Below are 16841 nucleotides of genomic sequence, written 5' to 3'. Positions count from 1 at the left end.
GTAGCAACCGACTGGGCTGCTGGCGGCGCGTCCTCCAGTGAGGCAAGGAGGCGTTGGTTCTCCAAATAGAGAGACGGTTTGCCGTATCGCTGCAGTAATTCCTCCAGGTTATGAGGACGATGCAACCGGACGCGATCTCCACATTGGGCATGCAACCGGATGTACTCGTCGAGGCCAACCGGGTCGTAGTCGGGGCAGTGGACTACGTCGACCGCTTCCATGGCACGACTTCCCAGCCAATCAATAACCCGTCTTGATAGCCGTCCTTGCCCGTACAGGGCAACGTCAAAGTTGACGCCAAGCGTCTCAGCATGCAGAAAGGCGGTCTGGTTCTCCACGATAGCGAGCGTTCCGCACATAGACAGGTTTTGCGATGCGTTGAGTACGACGGCTGCCACGCCAGCCGTGCTCGTGAGTTGCCCGACAGGCAGGTCGATGTCATTGCACTGAATCGTGGTGCCAGGGCGTCCTCGAAAGAGCAGAAGGTCGGCCTGCTGGCCCCCTCGCTTCGCATCCCGAAAATAATGTACGCCCTGCGTAGTAGACAGACGCCCCGGTTTCTGCGCTGCCTCTGTGGCTTCAACGAGCCCGTTGGGATAGCAGTTATCTGCAAAACGCTGCACAACCGCTGGATTCTTTACAACGAGCCGCTCTCCACCACCAGACCGTTCGCGTATCAAGATGCCACCATCAAGTAGGGGGCGAAGTGCCTTGCGCTGTGTAGCACTCACCTTGCTCCAGGCGACCGTTCCGCGTTTTATCAGTCCGGTAAGGGTTGTTAGGAGCCCGTCGGCCATTGTTTTTCTCTGTACAGATGCAAGAAAGTAGAGGTTAGGCGCTGTGGGCAGCATCGGAAGCAGTAGAAGTGTCTTCTTTGGAACCTTCCTCGGAACGTCGCAAGCGCACCCGCTGATTTAGACCCAGATAAACGCGGTCTTCTGAAGACTGAAGATAGTATAGATGATCTGCCGCCGTTGACTCAGTCGGACTCGCCAGGATGGGCACAAACCCCATGCGCGTTGCCGTTTCGGTGATTCCCATTAGGTTACGGTCATCCAGACTCGAGGCCTCGTCCAGGTAAAACGGAATTGTGCGCTCAGTGTCGCTGAGTAGGTCGTTGATCAGCACCAGGTGCACAAGCACCTTGATGCTGATACTCGTTCCATTTGATTCGATAGACTGCAGGCCGTCGTATGATTTTGTTGTTCCATCGGCAGTGGTGACTTCAAAAGTTACATTGAACAGGTCGGTAAGGTGGATGCGCGGGTGGGTGCGCAGCATGGTGTCAAGCTGCTTTGCATCTTCGGCATGTGCTTCGGCATCACCAAAAAGAGGCATGGCATTTTGCTCGGCGGTGCGCTTGAGAAGCCGAACCATTTCGTCCATGGGCGAGACAACCAGTTTGAGTCGCTTCAGGTCGGATACGGACGTGGTGCGCAAGCGTCGGTTAATTGCACTGACTTTGGCCTGTAGCGTATCAAGGCGTGCCAGTAGATCGCTCAGGTTGCGCCCCAGTCCGGTCATTAACTGCTGCCACATGTTTTCAGCGGCATAGCGACGCGGAGCAAGCCCCTGCAGTTCGTCGCGCAGGACGGTTAGAGTAGCCTCCAGCGTGTCGCGCTCGTACTGCGCCGTCGTTCGCGTGTGGATCCGTCGAAGCGCCCGGCGCAGGCGGTCATCAGCATCCTGCTGATCGTCCAGCGTCGCCTGGTATGCATCAAAGAGGGGCCGGATGGCTGCGAGCATATCTCCCGCATCGCCTTCAACAAGATGCGCTAATCGTGGTGAGCTATCGGATGCGATTGGTTGCTCGCTGTCCTCGTTTGAAGGTGTCCATGCATCTGGGGGGGCGTGCAAGGCGTGCTGCTCCTGCTTCAGCTCCTGGAGAGATTTCTGAATCTGCTGGTAGCGTACCTGAGCGTCTTGGATACGCTTATCACGCACCTGCACGTCGTCTCGCACTGCATCCCGGCGCTGTGTGATGGCTTGCATGCGGGCCTCAACTTTCTCTTTCTGGTTGCGAAGTTCAGGAATCTCACGGGAGGCCTCCTCAGCCTTACGGTGCCGTTGCAGTACAGCCTGCAGATCATCAATCGTTTTCTGCAATGATTGAATATCTGCGTTCAGCTTGCTCCGGTTCTCGGCGATAGCCAGTCGTTGCTGAAGCCGCTCCCGCTCATCTACAGCATCCCGAAACGCGGCGCGGATGCGATCGGCATCAATATACTGATCCAAGGCAGGAGGCGTTAGTCCGCTCAAGGACAGCGTGCCCCAAGGAGCTTTCCACGGATTGGACGTGAGTTTGTCATCCAGTCGCCGGAGATGTGCCAGGAGGGTATCTTGGTCAGTAATATTCAGGTGGGGGCCCGATGGGTTCAGGTCCAGCATCTCCGGGTTCAGAATGCGAAACAGCCTGTTCATGCGAGCTGTGCCGAGCACTTTCTTGAGCACGGGACCGGCCGCGTTCTCAAGATTTTCGAGGCGGCGGCGCATTTGCTCCACATTGTTGTTGGCTTGGTGCAGGCGCGCGCGAATACGGTTTGGATCGTCCGCATCAATAGATTGTATCTTGGCGCGCAGTGCCACCTGCTCTTGACGCAGGCGCTTCAGTCTGCGATCGGTCGATTCGGGATCGACGTCTGCGTATGCTTCAACTACCTCCCTCAACCGCTGCAGCCTTCCCTTTATGCTGCCCAGTTTCTGATTCTGCTTGTCGCGCTTTGCATCCAGCGTGCGATACGCTTCTTGGAGGTCATTGCGCTCACTCTTTTCTTGCTGGATTGCCTGGGCCTGGGCACGGGCCGCTGCGTCAAACGTGTTGCGAAGCTGGTCTGCTGTGTGCGTGATCTGACCCCACATCTGCACGCCGGTACTTCGGAGATGCTGGCGCCGCTCGTAGTGTTTGAGAGCGGTGCGGATGCTGTCCTCAATCAGTTCCAGCTTCTCGATCTTGTCGCGCTGGTCCTGCATCTGCGCAAATTGGTCGGCATAGTCTGTTTTGAGATCGATCGACAGTGCACCCAGTTCTGCAGCATACGTGTTGCAAAGTGTAGACTTTAGGGTGTGCTGATCCAGATGGCGAAGCCGAATCAGGCCTTTGAACAGGTCGCGAAACCGATCATAGCCCTCATGGCTCTTTACGGGTACAAGTCCAAGGTGTACGGTTTTGTTCTCACCGATGCCGGTAAGAGCCGCACGAAGGTGACTTGCCTTCATGAGTCGTAGGTTTTTAAGAGCCAGCTCAGGCTTTACCTCGTCGATTGGGCGAGGGGCATTGTCGTCTGTTAGAAAATCGCTGCGAGCCCAGGGGCCAGCATAGGCAAACCGTTGTACAGCATAATTTTTGGCGGGTCCGGTGCCATGCACCCCAAGAACCTGCAAGCCCTGTGGGGTTCGGCACTCAAACAGAACATAGCTGTAGCGCTCTGGAAAGTAATAACGCCGCGTTTCCCGCGTGGTATACCCGGAAAAAGACATGTGGCTGATCTTGTCTACATACAAAAACTGAAGCAGGTTGACCAGGGTGGTCTTGCCAACATTGTTCGGTCCTACCAGATGCAGCGGACGTGTCAGGTCTACATCAGCGAAATCAAACGTACCGGCGTGTATGAGAATGAGCCGAGTAGGTCCAAGGAGAGCCATAAAACAAGGATGTACAATAATTTAATGAGGAGGATAGAAGGTCCTCGGATGTGTGAACGCTACGATTTCTGGATAGGAGGGAGCGGGTCGGGGCGTAAGTCGACCTGTGTGTCAGTGTCGGACGCTTCAGCATCAGAGGAAGCGCTCATTTCTGCAGCTTCGACACACAGCTCCAGAAAGCGATATGATGCAGTCCGAAACTGAAACGTGCCACCAGTCCGGGTTTCGGCGAACCCATACGTTTCGAGTAAACGAATGACGCCCGCAAGATCATCGGCATCATTCACATCTACCTGCTCCATGTACTCGCGATATCGTTCGAACGCAAGGTGTGGGAGGTCGTCGATATGCCACCAGGTATCGAAGAAGATCGGAGTGATTGCTGCGTGTTCGTTTCCCACCCATTCGACCATCACCAATACAAATAACCCCATCGTACGTGCTTGCTTCCCCGGATTCTTGTCGAGATCGGAAGCCAGGTAAACGACGTTTTGGGGGTGTTTTCGTAGATGCAGTCCAAAAGCTGAAAAAGCGCTCTTATACGCTTCAAATCTATTCCAAAGAACCCGGAAGAGATCGCCATCCGACGGCGTAAAGTGGTACCCTCTGCGGAGACGGTCGAAGATCGTAGCAAGATGAGGAAGGGGCTTCATAACCAAGCAGGTACAGTTGTTAAGTACATTCGTCAGTCATGGTCAGACAGCAGTCAGTTCAGCAGCTTCCACGCGAGCAGGGGGCGCCTCAAGGAGATACAGGCCATGCGGGTACGTGCAAGGGGTTGCATCGAAGGAGACATGCAGTTCGTTGCTCTGCAAGACGTATCGGTAGGCGGCGAGTACGTGAGACGTATCGGCATCTGCAAACTGATCAACGAGTCGGGCCATCACGTCGTCAATTGGGCATGCCTGTACTATCTGAGCGATGAGTTCAGCGCGGCGTGGCAGCGCCACTGGCGGCGCGTCTGCAGCATGGTCGGAGATAGGATCTGGCGGTGCCGGCGTGTAGGCGCGCATATCCAGCAGGAAACTTCGCATGGCGTCGTCATCGAAGACGGTGCGTATGTTGATGCGGAGTAGTCGGAGGCGTTCGGGCAGGCGCAGCACGTCGGGGCCGGCCCGGTGAACGGCCTGTAGAAGTTGAGACGCACCACGGACGAGTCTGGTGCTATGTTTTTGCTCGTTGAACAGCGGCAGAACCTCGTCGCGGGCTGACTCGAAGTTTTGAAAGACGCGACGGCGCACGCGGCGCAGGCGGGCTTGGGTAACGAGAAGTTCACGCAGCACTGCAGGGGCATGAGCAAACGCTTTTTGTACATGACCAAGTACAGTGTCCAATTGCGAAAATTGGTCTTCTGCCATCCCGCTTGTGCTTGCGAGTTCTTTCAGCGGGTGGATGTGGTCGTCCATCATTTCGTTCACGACGTCGAAGCGGTCTTTCACGCTTATGCCTTTCGTTTGAGCTCGCAGTGCGGCAACGTGGTTCAGAATAGCCTCGCGATTATGTCGGGAGATGCGTCGGATCTCTTCCATTTCGTCTCCGAGGCGTTCGAGGGTGCGAATAGCACCGCTCTGCGAGCCCGTTTCGCCGAATGTGCGAAGGCGCTCCCGGTCGGTTTCAATCTGCTCCAGGTGTCCTCGGAGGACCTTCGGAGTGCTCAGCACCTGCTCGCGCTGAAACTCGCGTAAGAGGCGCTGAATACGCATTGTCGGTTCGTATACAGCAGATTGCTCAGGGAGCGGCTCGATGAGCCCGTGGGTGCAGAGCTGCCGAAAGATGTAAGATACTGAAGGCACAGAGGTGCTACGGCCTTCTTGCTGGGCACGACGAAGATGAACACGGATCTCCGCTTCACGGAGCCCGTGCGGTGCCGCATGTATTGCCTGTAATGTCGATAGGTGGTCGTGCGCTAAGCGCAGGAAGGTTTTCAGGTCACGGCCGATCATGATGCACCGCTACAGTTGCTGAAGTAAATCACATTGAGATGTAAATAGTGTAAAGATAAGCTACATCCGGTTTGTGTTAAGCGCAACAAAAAAGCGAAGCCAATGCAAGATCTATGGCCTCTTACGTGAAAAGCAGTAAGGCGCTCGGGGGGATATGGGGACACTGGTGATTGATCTCCTGATAAAAACATTTCTTGAGGCGAATGGTCTTGAGGCGAACGGTCCTTGTTTGCTACCTCCAGTCTCGCAGGGAACGTGCAGGCTGGGAGACGCTGCTCGTTTTCGACAGCGGGCCCGTTGCCTGAGCCGCTCGACATTAAGATGCTACCAGCGCTCGTTTCTGATGTCCAACGCAGCGGGGTGCGAGGTGATATGTCGATTCCTGGTTTAGGCACTATTTGGAGGTCTCAAAACACCCCCACAAGCGCCTGATGCACCCAGAGCAGCAGCTCATAACCCGTACTGTAACATTGCTTCGCATGGCTCCGTAGAGAGGGCACAGCAGCACAAGGCGCATCGCGCAGCCACAGAAACCGTGTGGCGCAGGTGCCTACGCTGCTGCCGTTCCATCGATTCTGCTGACCCGCTTGTGTTCTATGCGCTCGTTTGTTGCCGCCCTCTGTTGTACGCTCGCCCTGTTCGCTGCGGTAGGAACCGCTCCCGTTCAGGCGCAGCAAAGCCCCGAAACCATCACCTTCGACGATGCTGTCACCATTGCGCTCGACCAGAATACCGATCTGCGACGCGCCATAAACGACGTGCGGCGCCAGGACGCAACCATCCGGCAGCGCCAGTTCGATTTTGCACCGAACCTGAGCATCAACAGTGGCACCACCCGCCAGTTCGGACGCAGCTTCAGCCAGGAAGAGGGGGCCATCGTAAACCAGACGACCGATATCTTCCGCGTCGGTGCCAACTCCAGCGTCACCGTCTTCGACGGGTTCAACAACATCGCGTCGCTGCAGCAGGCCAACCGTCGCGGCGAAGCCAGCGAGCTTAACCTGGAGCGCACGCGGCAGGACGTCGTGTTTACGGTGATGGAGCAGTTCATCGACCTGGCCCAGAGCAAGCAAGAGGTGGAGGTGCGCGAAGAGGAGGTCGCGGTGCAGCGCCAGCAGCTGGAGCAGATCCAGGAGTTTGTGGATGCGGGCGCCCGGCCCACGTCCGATCTCTTTCAAGCCGAAGCCGATCTGGCTCAGGCTGAGCAGCAGCTCCTGCAGTCCGAGCGGCAGGTCGAGGTCAACACCACGCGACTGATTCAGACGCTGCAGCTCGACCCCTTTGGCACGTACGACTTTGAAGCTCCGCCGGTTAGCGAGGTAGCTACGCAAGAGCAGACCTACGCAATGGATGAGATACTACAGAGCGCCTTCGATCGCCGCGTAGACCTGCGGGCGCAAGAGGCCAACCTGTCTGCCTCTGAACAGAGCATCCGCATCGCGCAGTCCAGCTACTGGCCGTCGCTCTCGCTCAACTTTGGGTACAACACCAACTGGGCCAGCACGGCTGCGCTTCCGGGCGACCCCAACCCTTCGTTCTTCGATGTGCTCGACTCGCGCCGTGGAGGCAACGTGGGCATCTCGCTCTCCTTTGCGGTCTTCGACCGGCTGCAGCGCCGGAACCAGACGGCTCAGGCCCGGGCCGATGTCCGCCAGGCCGAATATAACCTGCAAGACCAACGCCAGAGCATCGCGCTGCAGGTGCGCCAGGCCGTGCTTGACTACCGCAACGCGCTAAAGCAGCTCGAAGTGGCCGACACGCGTCTGCGTGCAGCGGAGCGAGCCCGCGAAGCCGCCGAAGAGCGCTACAACCTGGGCAGCGCCTCGATCGTGGAGCTCTCGCAGGCGACTCGCGACTTCACCGATGCAGCAAGTCAGCAGGTGCAGGCGGAGTTCAACGTAGTGTTTCAGCAGAAGCTGATCGACTACCAGGTGGGCACGCTTAATCCCAATGCACCCCTTTTTGAATAGGCCGAATAAGCAGCCAGCAAGCAGTACACCCCCTGAGGGCTTCGCGCCTCGTTGATTCGACCGCGCGGCACGCCCTCTCCTTACATCCCTTTATTGAGACACTCTTATGATGCGTCGCATCTTCTACATTATTGGCGGAATCATCCTGGTGCTCATCCTGCTGGGTACGGCCGGTCGCTTTATGGGCTGGTTCGGCGGCGGGGCCGATGGCATCGCTGTACAGGCCGAAAACGCCGACGAGCGCACCATCACGCAGGTCGTAACCGCATTCGGGCGCGCACAGCCCGAGGTGGAGGTTACCATTAGCCCCGACGTAGCGGGCGAGATCGTAGAGCTGAACGTGCGCGAAGGCGCCCAGGTCAGCCAGGGCGACCTGCTCGTGCGCCTGCGTCCGGATAACTACCAGGCCCAGCTTGAGCGCACCCAGGCCGAGGTGGCGCGCGCCCGTGCCAACCTCGCCGAGCGCGAAGCCGACTCGCTGCAGGTGCGGCTGGAGTACGACCGGCAGAAGCGCCTGTTTGAGCGCGACGTCATCCCGCAAAGCGAGTACGAGGCCGCCGAGTCGCGCTACAAGCAGGCCGTAGCCCGGCTGCAGGGCGCCCGCTACCAGGTGCAAAGCGCCATGGCTACGCTGCGCGACGCCCGCGAGCAGCTCGAAAAAACAAACATCTACGCGCCCATGAGCGGCACCATCAGCAAGCTCGACGTAGAGCTCGGCGAGCGCGTGGTAGGCACCTCGCAGATGCAGGGCACCGAAATGATGCGCATCGCCCGCCTCAACCAGATGGAGATGGAGGTGGATATCAACGAGAACGACGTCGTGAACGTGAGTCCGGGCGACACCGCACGCATCGAGATCGATGCCCACCCCGACCGCACCTTTCGCGGCACCGTCACCGAAATCGCCAACTCGGCCCGCGTGAGCGGCGAGGGCACGCAAGAGCAGGTCACGAACTTCCCGGTAAAGATCCGGCTGCTCGATGCACATAACGAAGACGCCGGCGAAGTCATGACCGGCCCCGAAGGCGGCATCGCAACGGCCGAAGACGGAGAGCCCGTTACACCCGCACCGGTCATCCGACCCGGCATGAGCGGCAGCGTCGATATCTCGACCCGGACCGTGGAAAACGTCATCTCCGTGCCCATCCAGGCTGTTACAGTGCGTAACATGGACGACGAGGAGGGGGGCGGACGGCGTTCGGCAGACCGCATGCGCCGCGTGGTCTTCGTGGCTGAGGGCGACTCGGCGCACGTGCGCGCCGTCGATACCGGCATCGCCGACGATACGTACATCGAGGTGCGCTCCGGACTCAGCGCCGGCGAGCGCGTCGTCACAGGGCCGTACAGCGCCGTCAGCCGCGAGCTGAACGACGGCTCGCTCATCACAATCGAAGAATCGCCTCGCCAGGGCGGGCGGCGCACAGCCTCTCGATAATCACGCTGCGTACAAGAATCAGCGTACACTAAGAATACAGGGGGATGCGAAGGATCTTCGCTTCGGCGTCTCGCTGCCTCGGGCTTCTGGTTACTTTCTGTCTATCTGCATATGGCCTCATCTGCGCAACGCCCATCGTCGAGAGCATCAACCGTCGCGTCCCCCGCCGGTCCCCTCCTTCAGATTACCGGACTCAAGAAGCGCTACGTGATGGGGAGCGAGGAGGTCTGGGCGCTCGACGGCATCGACGTGTCGGTTGAGGAGGGGGAGTACATCGCCATCATGGGACCATCAGGATCGGGCAAGTCGACGTTCATGAATATGCTCGGCTGCCTCGACACGCCCACCAGCGGCACCTACCTGCTGAACGGCAACGACGTCAGCCGCTACTCCGACGATGAGCTGGCCGAGATTCGCAATCGCGAGATCGGGTTTATCTTTCAGACGTTTAACCTGCTTCCGCGCGTCGATTGCCTGCGCAACGTGGAGCTGCCGCTGATCTACGCCGGGATGAAGCAGGCTGAGCGGCGCGAGCGCGCAGCGGAGGCGCTCCGAAAGGTCGGCCTCGGCGACCGTATGGACCACAAGCCCAACGAGCTCTCGGGCGGGCAGCGGCAGCGTGTGGCCACGGCACGGGCGCTGGTCAACGCGCCCTCGATCATACTGGCTGATGAGCCGACCGGGAACCTCGACACCGAAACGGGCGACGAGATCATGCGGCTCTTCGAGGAGCTGCACCGGCAGGGCAACACGCTGCTGGTCGTTACGCACGAGGAAGACATCGCGCAGCATGCCCGGCGCATCCTGCGCCTGCGGGATGGCAAGCTGGAGCAAGATACCCGCGTCGCACAGCCTACGCTCGAACACGAAGTGTTCTGATCCCGGGCGTGTCTTTGCGAAGCGCGAAGAACGCTACATTCCCCGCCTATCCCGGACGCTGATCCGGGGACTCCCCATATCATATCTGAGAGAGCTAAAGCTTCCAACACGAGCGTGCATCTACAGTCAAGCGGGAATTCGAGTTGCCCCACTATTGTGGGCAGGTCTCTGCTAATAGCTCGCCTCGAACAGAAGCGCACGAGATTGTGTCATCCTTCGTCCTCGCAATGACACGATGCGGACCCCTTCTCGGTGGCCCATCACGATCCATTCTCCTGAATCCCCCTCCTCCGATGGGGACGTGATGAGCTCCTTCCGCACCCGTTCTTGCAGAATCGCAGCGCTATAGACTCCCCTCCTACCGATGCACCAGCATCGGAAAGGAGGGGTGCCCGAAGGGCGGGGTGGTCTCCTGCCGGGTAAAGATCCCGGGTCGGCGCTCCGCCCGGGATGACTTGGCCGTGTGGGCTTCTTCCGGCAAGCACGTCTGCCTGTTTATGGTACTGACCTGCCAACACAACGTCGCCCCGGCCCCTGAGCCGGGGTCTTCCCATATCCGTAAAGACGGCCTTTTCCAGCACGATCACGCACCTACAGTAAGGCGAGGGGAGGCGTGTCAGGTAGTCAGCTATCTCGAACAGAAGCGTGCCGATGAGGTGCTCCAAACGACTGGGTATAGCGTATTGTACGGGTGCGACCGCAGACGATGCGCCTGCGGGTGCTCCACTTACTTAGGACCGTAGTGCCGTGTGTAAGAAAATGGCGATGCGACGAGACAGCGGCGTTCGCATCCACCAATAGATTGAGACGCAGCAAAACGCCCCATGTCAGAGAAATCCCCACACCAGCGCGCGTAGCATGCTCACATCGCTGCATGTGACACTTGATTAAGTTGTTACTACATGTATTCAGAAGAACGTAACACGCTGAAAGATCAATATATTCTTCTTTAGTATTATAAAGAATGCGTTGAGATAATAATATATGCCGCTCAATGAGGTTGAGTGGGTATTTTTATGCGATGTGATCTTGGAACAAGATACTTGCGTAGCATATATACTCTCTCGCAAACTTGTTATAACAACACCCGAATGGTAACGCACCCATGATTGAGATGCTCTCCCAAACCTGGCCCTGGTACGTGGCCGGGCCGCTTATCGGACTGATTGTGCCTGCGCTGCTTATTGCCGGAGGCAAGATGTTCGGGATTTCGGCCAACCTGCGCCATGCCTGCGCGGCTACCATTCCGGGGCGCATCGAGTTCTTTCAGTACGACTGGAAGAAGTCGGGGCTCTGGAATCTTGTGTTTGCCGTCGGCATCGTGCTGGGCGGATTGATTGCGACGACGCTGCTGGCGCATCCGAATCCAGAAATTGGGATTTCGGAGGGGGCGCGTGCGCAGCTCACCGCGCTGGGAATCTCCGACTTCACGGGGCTTCTTCCCAATGACATCTTTACGTGGGAGGGGCTGGCCTCGCTGCCAGGCTTCGTTATGATTGCCGTGGGGGGCTTTCTGGTGGGATTCGGGGCGCGCTACGCCGGCGGATGTACTTCGGGCCATGCGATCAGCGGCCTTGCTGACCTGCAGGTGCCGTCGCTCATCGCCGTAATCGGATTCTTCATTGGCGGGCTCTTCGTGACCTACGTGGTCTTGCCTCTCATCCTGTAGCGCGTGCTGACTGTAGCGCGTGCTGAAGCAGCTGCTGAGGCGGCCCGCTTCGCATCCCCCTGTGCGTTTCCCTTACAACTACGTTCTGCTGACCTGCTATGGCTACCACGACCCAACAATCCGAACAAACCGAAGCAAACCTCACGGTAGGCGGCCTCTTTGGCTACCTGCTTCTGGGAATGATCTTCGGCATCATCTTCGTCCAGAGTGAGGTGGTGTCCTGGTTTCGCATTCAAGAGATGTTTCGCTTTGAAGCCTTCCACATGTACGGCATCATTGGCAGTGCCGTTGTGGTGGCGATGATCGGCGTGCAGGCGATCAAGTACTTCGACATCCGCACGCTCGACGGCGAGAAGATCGCTATCAACCCGAAGCAGTGGTCGAACTACCGCTATTGGGCGGGAGGCATCATGTTTGGCCTCGGATGGGCGCTTCTGGGCGCATGCCCCGGCCCCATCTTCGCGCTGATCGGTGGCGGGTACTCCGTCATGATCGTTGCGCTGCTCAGCGCTATTGCCGGAACCTGGGTGTACGGCGCGCTGCGTCCGCACCTGCCGCATTAACCTGGCGCTAAGCTGCCGCTGACCTGCCGCTGACCTTCCGACGTCTGCAGGCACGCCTGCATTCACCTTCGTTTTCGCACACAGACCCGACAGACTACTATGCTATTCCGCCAGATTTTCGATCCCAAGCTCGCTCAGTATGCCTACCTCATCGGCTGCCAGCAAACCGGCGAAGCGCTCGTTGTTGACCCGGAGCGCGACATCGACCAGTACCTGGAGCTCGCCGAAGAAGAGGGCGTTGAAATTGTTGCCGTTGCGGAGACGCACATCCATGCCGACTTCCTTTCGGGCGCCCGCGAGTTTGCCGAGCGCTTCGATACGAAGCTCTATCTCTCCGACGAGGGCACCGACGACTGGAAGTACGAGTGGATCAAAGAACCGAAAGAGAGCGGCGGCTCGTACGATGCGCAGCTGCTCTACGACGGCGACACCTTCACGATCGGCAACATCGAAGTAGAGGCGGTGCATACGCCTGGCCACACGCCCGAGCACCTCGCCTTTACGATTACCGACAAAGGAGGAGGCGCCACGGAGCCGATGGGCGTTGTAACCGGCGACTTCGCCTTTGTGAACGACCTGGGCCGCCCCGACTTGCTCGAATCGGCCGCCAAAGTCGAAGGCGTCATGGAGCCGTCCGCACGTGAGCTCTACAGCTCGGTGCAGCGTTTCCTCGAAATGCCCGACTACATGCAGATCTGGCCCGCCCACGGCGCCGGATCAACCTGTGGCAAGGCGCTGGGCGCCGTCCCGCAGACCACCATCGGATACGAGCGCAAGTACAACCCGATGGTCGGCGCCGCGCTTGAAGGCGAAGACCGCTTCGTAGAGGCTATTCTCGACGGACAGCCCGAGCCGCAGCTCTACTTCGCACGCATGAAGCGCGACAACAAGCTGGGAGCGCCCGTACTCGGGCAGCTGCCGCAGCCCAAGAAGCTGACGGTAGGCGAGCTGAAGACCCACGCCGAAAACGATGAATCGCTCATCGTGGATACGCGGATCGACCGTTCCGCCTTCATGGAGACGCATATTCCGGGCGCGCTCTATGCGCCGATGAACAAGTCGTTTAACACGGTAGTCGGCTCGCTCGTCGAAGACGAAACCACGCCGATCGTACTGCTGATCGACGAGGGCGACGTTGAGGAAGCTGTGCGCGACCTGGTGCGCATTGGATACGACAACGTGGTGGCCTTTGCGACCCTCGAAACCCTGCAGCGCTACTTTGCGGATGCGGAGACGGCCTCCATCGAAGAGATCGACTTTGCCGAAATGGAGCAGCGCCGCCACGCCGACGATACGGCGGTCGTGGACGTGCGCTTCCGCTCGGAGTACGATGCCGGGCACGTAGCAGATGCGCATAACGCCTCCTACACCCGCCTGCCAGAGTACGAGGCCGACTTGCCTGATGCCGACACGCTGCTGGTGCACTGCGGAAGCGGAGCCCGCGCCGCGGCTGCCTCGGCCTACCTGGCCCGCGCCGGACGTAGTGTGGCGTTTGTGAATGGCAACTTCTCAGACTACGAGGCCCCTGTTTCGGAAGAAGCCGTTGCCGCGTAACATGGGCAGCTGCCCCTAACATACAGCAGGAGCGGCCTGGCTACCGGGTCGCTCCTGTCTTGTTTTGCACTGTACGTCCCTGATGCACCTGGCCTGCGCCCCTCATGTTTGCTAAACTGCGCTCTGCGCTCCCGCTTCTCGACCAGCTGGCCAACTACAACTCCAGCGCCCTGAAAGGTGACCTCTCTGCGGGACTCACCGTGGGCGTGATGCTCATCCCACAGGGCATGGCCTACGCGCTGATTGCGGGGCTGCCTCCGATCTACGGACTCTACGCAGCGCTCATCCCGCTGGTGGGATACGCCATCTTTGGCACCTCCCGGCAGCTTGCTGTTGGACCCGTGGCGCTTATATCGCTACTCGTAGCTGCCAGCGTTGCGCCTCTTGCCGAGGGCGATCCGAGTCGCTACATCATGCTCACGCTTGTGCTTACGCTCATGGTGGGCGTGCTGCAGCTGGCGATGGGACTCCTCCGGTTTGGCTTTCTGGTTAACTTCCTGTCGCACCCCGTACTTAGCGGGTTCACCTCCGCTGCTGCACTTATCATCGGGTTCAGCCAGCTGAATCACTTGCTGGGCGTCGACATCGAGCGTTCCAACTACATCCACGAGATTGTCTGGGCGGCTCTGCAGCAGTGGGAAGCAATCCACTGGCCCACCGTTGCGATCGGGCTGGGGGGCATCGCCATTCTTGTTGCGCTCCGGCGCTGGTCGAAGGCGATCCCGGGTGCGCTCGTCGTGGTGGTGCTTGCAACCGGACTGCTCTGGAGCGTCGGCGGTGACGACAGCAACGTCGCGATCGTAGGCGACGTGCCGGGTGGGCTTCCGGGGTTTGTCATTCCAGCGTTCACCTGGGCCGACTTGCAGGCGCTGATCCCTGGCGCGCTCACGATAGCCTTTATCGGATTCATGGAATCGGTAGCCGTGGCCAAGGTCTACGCCCGCCGCAACGGCTACAGCCTCGATGCAAACAAAGAGCTGGTCGGACTCGGCATGGCCAATGTTGCCGGTGCGTTCTTTCAGGCCTACCCGACTACAGGGGGATTCTCACGTACCGCGGTCAACGCCGATGCAGGCGCAAAGACCAACGCCGCCGCCCTGGTGAGTGCCGGCGTCATCGCGCTGACCCTGCTCGTGCTCACTCCGCTTTTCTATTACATGCCGAATGCCGTGCTCGCCTCCATTGTGATGGTGGCTGTGTCAGGGCTCGTTGACTGGAAAGAGGCCATCTACCTCTGGCGTGTCGACCGCCGCGACCTGATGCTGATGGGTATCACGTTTGTGGCCACCCTCTCGTTTGGCATCGAAGAAGGAATCATCGCCGGGGTTATCGTGTCGCTCATTGCCGTGATCCACCAGAGCGCGACGCCACACACCGCCATCATGGGCCGCCTGCCGGATTCCACAACCTACCGCAACCTCAAGCGGAGTCCAGAAGCCATCACCCGTGCCGACATCATGATCGTGCGCATGGATGCAGCGCTCTACTTTGCCAATGTCTCTACCTTCAAAGACCTCATCAGCGAAATCGACCTCAACAACGAGGCCTTGCGGGCTATCGTGATCGACATGTATCCCGTAAACCGGGTCGATTCAACCGCAGCCCACGCGCTTCACGAGGTTATCGAAACGTGCCACGAGAGCGGCGTAGACCTCTACCTGGCCGGACTCAAGGGCCCCGTGCACGACGTGCTCAACCGGGCAGGCGTAGTGCATGAGCTTGGCCCGAACCACATCTTTCATGAAGTCCACAGCGCCGTGCAGGCCGCCGAAGCGGCCCACCGCAACGAAGGCGAGGACAGCACGTCTGATGCTGACACTGCCACCGAGATCGGCGCCTCCCCTGCACCCAGCAGAGCCACAAAGCAACCCGAGTCCGTGCCCACCGAAGCCGACGCGTAGGATTCAGGGCAGCGATGGTCCACGACTCACAGCACAAGTCATCTCAGGCAGAGCGCAACCCCGGAATCTTCCTCGGTTGGCAAAGCCCGCCCCAGGACCACCCCGCCCTTCGGACACCCCACCTCTCCGATGCTGGTGCATCGGCAGGAGGGGAGTTTGTGGGAGTGTAATTCTGCAAAAAGAGGCGCAGAAAGAGCCGATCAAGTCCCCCTCGGAGGAGGGGGATTTAGGGGGATGGATCGTGATAGGCCACCAAGAAGGGGTCCCCACCGTGTCAGTGCGAGGACGTAGGACGACGCAATCTCGTTCGTTGCTGTTCAGGGTAGGCGGGCTGTTAGCAGCGACCTGCCCACAATTTCCACCTGACTGTAGATGCACGCTCGTGCTGGAAACGGTCGTCTTTACGGATACAGGAAGACCCCGGCTCAGGGGCCGGGGTGACTTGGTGGTGAAAGGGTGAGGGAGTAAAGAGGCAGACGTGCTTTCCACAAGAAGCCCACACGTTCAAGTCATCCCGGGCGCAGCACAGCGAAGACCCGGGATCTTTATCCATTCAAGGACCACCCCGCCCTTCGGGCCCCCTCCTTTCCGGCTGCGCCGGTAGGAGAGGAATCTGTAGCGTAGTAATACCGCAGCAAGGAGCCCCAACACCGTGTCACTGCGAGGGCGTAGGACGACGCAATCTCGTTCGTTGCTGACCGAGGAAGGAACAGTACCTTGGAACGTAGCCAAAGCTGCATGATACATATGCTGTCGTCTTGGTAGCGCGTCTACCGGCCCCAGTACCGTATTTGCACGCATTCTTTGCGTGATGACCCATTCAAACACCAGATCTCGCATTGTAATTCGGGGGCACCGTACCTACCTTCAAATGCATCATACAACACATCAACCGCATCATAATGGCAACCGACAAGCAGATCACGAGCAAAATTCCAGAGGATCGTCCCGGTACGACAGGCGAGCGTCCCGTGGCGCTCGTCACCGGCGTAACCGGACAAGACGGGTCGTACCTGGCTGAGCTGCTGCTCAATAAGGGATACGAAGTGCACGGCATCAAGCGGCGTGCGTCGCAGTTCAACACCGACCGCATCGACCACCTGTACACCGATCCCCATGAGGAGGAGGTGCGCTTTTTCCTCCACTACGGCGACATGACCGACTCGTCGAACCTGATTCGCATTGTGCAGGAAACGCAGCCGGATGAGATCTACAATCTTGCTGCGCAGAGTCATGTGCAGGTGAGCTTTGACAGCCCCGAGTACACCGCCGATGTGGATGCGCT

Annotated in this window: 12 protein-coding genes; 8 read left to right on the top strand and 4 right to left on the bottom strand. The window is 59.0% G+C overall.

Translation table 11 applies throughout. The annotated features are described in order from the left end of the window. The 4 genes from PPP56_RS01945 to PPP56_RS01930 all read right to left on the bottom strand — a co-directional run. A partial coding sequence (locus PPP56_RS01945) for a hypothetical protein (protein ID WP_353562245.1) occupies nt 1-797 on the bottom strand: 797 nt, incomplete at its 3' end. 34 nt (nt 798-831) lie between these two features. Beyond that, complete coding sequence (locus tag PPP56_RS01940; RefSeq protein ID WP_353562243.1) at nt 832-3642, bottom strand: Mks condensin complex protein MksF; 2811 nt, start codon at nt 3640-3642, stop codon at nt 832-834. Nucleotides 3643-3701: 59 nt separating this feature from the next. After that, nucleotides 3702-4295 carry a condensin complex protein MksE gene (locus tag PPP56_RS01935; RefSeq protein ID WP_353562241.1) on the bottom strand — a complete coding sequence of 198 codons (594 nt, stop codon included), beginning with the start codon at nt 4293-4295 and terminating at the stop codon, nt 3702-3704. A gap of 42 nt (nt 4296-4337) precedes the next feature. After that, the gene (locus tag PPP56_RS01930; RefSeq protein WP_502912539.1) at nt 4338-5585 is read right to left on the bottom strand and encodes an MksB family condensin complex protein; all 1248 of its coding nucleotides are present in this window, start codon (nt 5583-5585) and stop codon (nt 4338-4340) included. Nucleotides 5586-6181: 596 nt separating this feature from the next. On the opposite strand from PPP56_RS01930, the gene PPP56_RS01925 reads away from it, so the two are divergent. The 8 genes from PPP56_RS01925 to PPP56_RS01890 form a co-directional block, all read left to right on the top strand. After that, nucleotides 6182-7555, top strand: a complete 1374-nt coding sequence (locus PPP56_RS01925) for a TolC family protein (protein ID WP_353562237.1) — start codon at nt 6182-6184, stop codon at nt 7553-7555. A gap of 106 nt (nt 7556-7661) precedes the next feature. Continuing rightward, nucleotides 7662-8990, top strand: coding sequence for an efflux RND transporter periplasmic adaptor subunit (locus PPP56_RS01920; protein ID WP_353562235.1), 1329 nt, complete (start codon nt 7662-7664; stop codon nt 8988-8990). A gap of 210 nt (nt 8991-9200) precedes the next feature. Further along, entirely contained in the window at nt 9201-9869 is a 669-nt protein-coding gene (locus tag PPP56_RS01915) for an ABC transporter ATP-binding protein (RefSeq protein WP_502912540.1), read from the top strand. 1105 nt (nt 9870-10974) lie between these two features. Further along, complete coding sequence (locus PPP56_RS01910; RefSeq protein ID WP_353562231.1) at nt 10975-11538, top strand: YeeE/YedE family protein; 564 nt, start codon at nt 10975-10977, stop codon at nt 11536-11538. 98 nt (nt 11539-11636) lie between these two features. Then, nucleotides 11637-12101, top strand: coding sequence for a DUF6691 family protein (locus PPP56_RS01905; protein ID WP_353562229.1), 465 nt, complete (start codon nt 11637-11639; stop codon nt 12099-12101). 99 nt (nt 12102-12200) lie between these two features. Then, nucleotides 12201-13655, top strand: a complete 1455-nt coding sequence (locus tag PPP56_RS01900) for an MBL fold metallo-hydrolase (protein WP_353562227.1) — start codon at nt 12201-12203, stop codon at nt 13653-13655. A 104-nt stretch (nt 13656-13759) separates the two neighbouring features. Beyond that, nucleotides 13760-15556: a SulP family inorganic anion transporter gene (locus tag PPP56_RS01895; protein WP_353562225.1), complete on the top strand. Its 1797-nt coding sequence runs from the start codon at nt 13760-13762 to the stop codon at nt 15554-15556. A gap of 902 nt (nt 15557-16458) precedes the next feature. After that, nucleotides 16459-16841: GDP-mannose 4,6-dehydratase (locus PPP56_RS01890; protein WP_353562223.1), on the top strand; the 383-nt coding region annotated here is incomplete at its 3' end.

Source organism: Longimonas sp. (assembly GCF_040409695.1).
Taxonomy (GTDB): domain Bacteria; phylum Bacteroidota; class Rhodothermia; order Rhodothermales; family Salinibacteraceae; genus Longimonas.
This window is presented reverse-complemented; position numbering and strand designations above follow the sequence as displayed.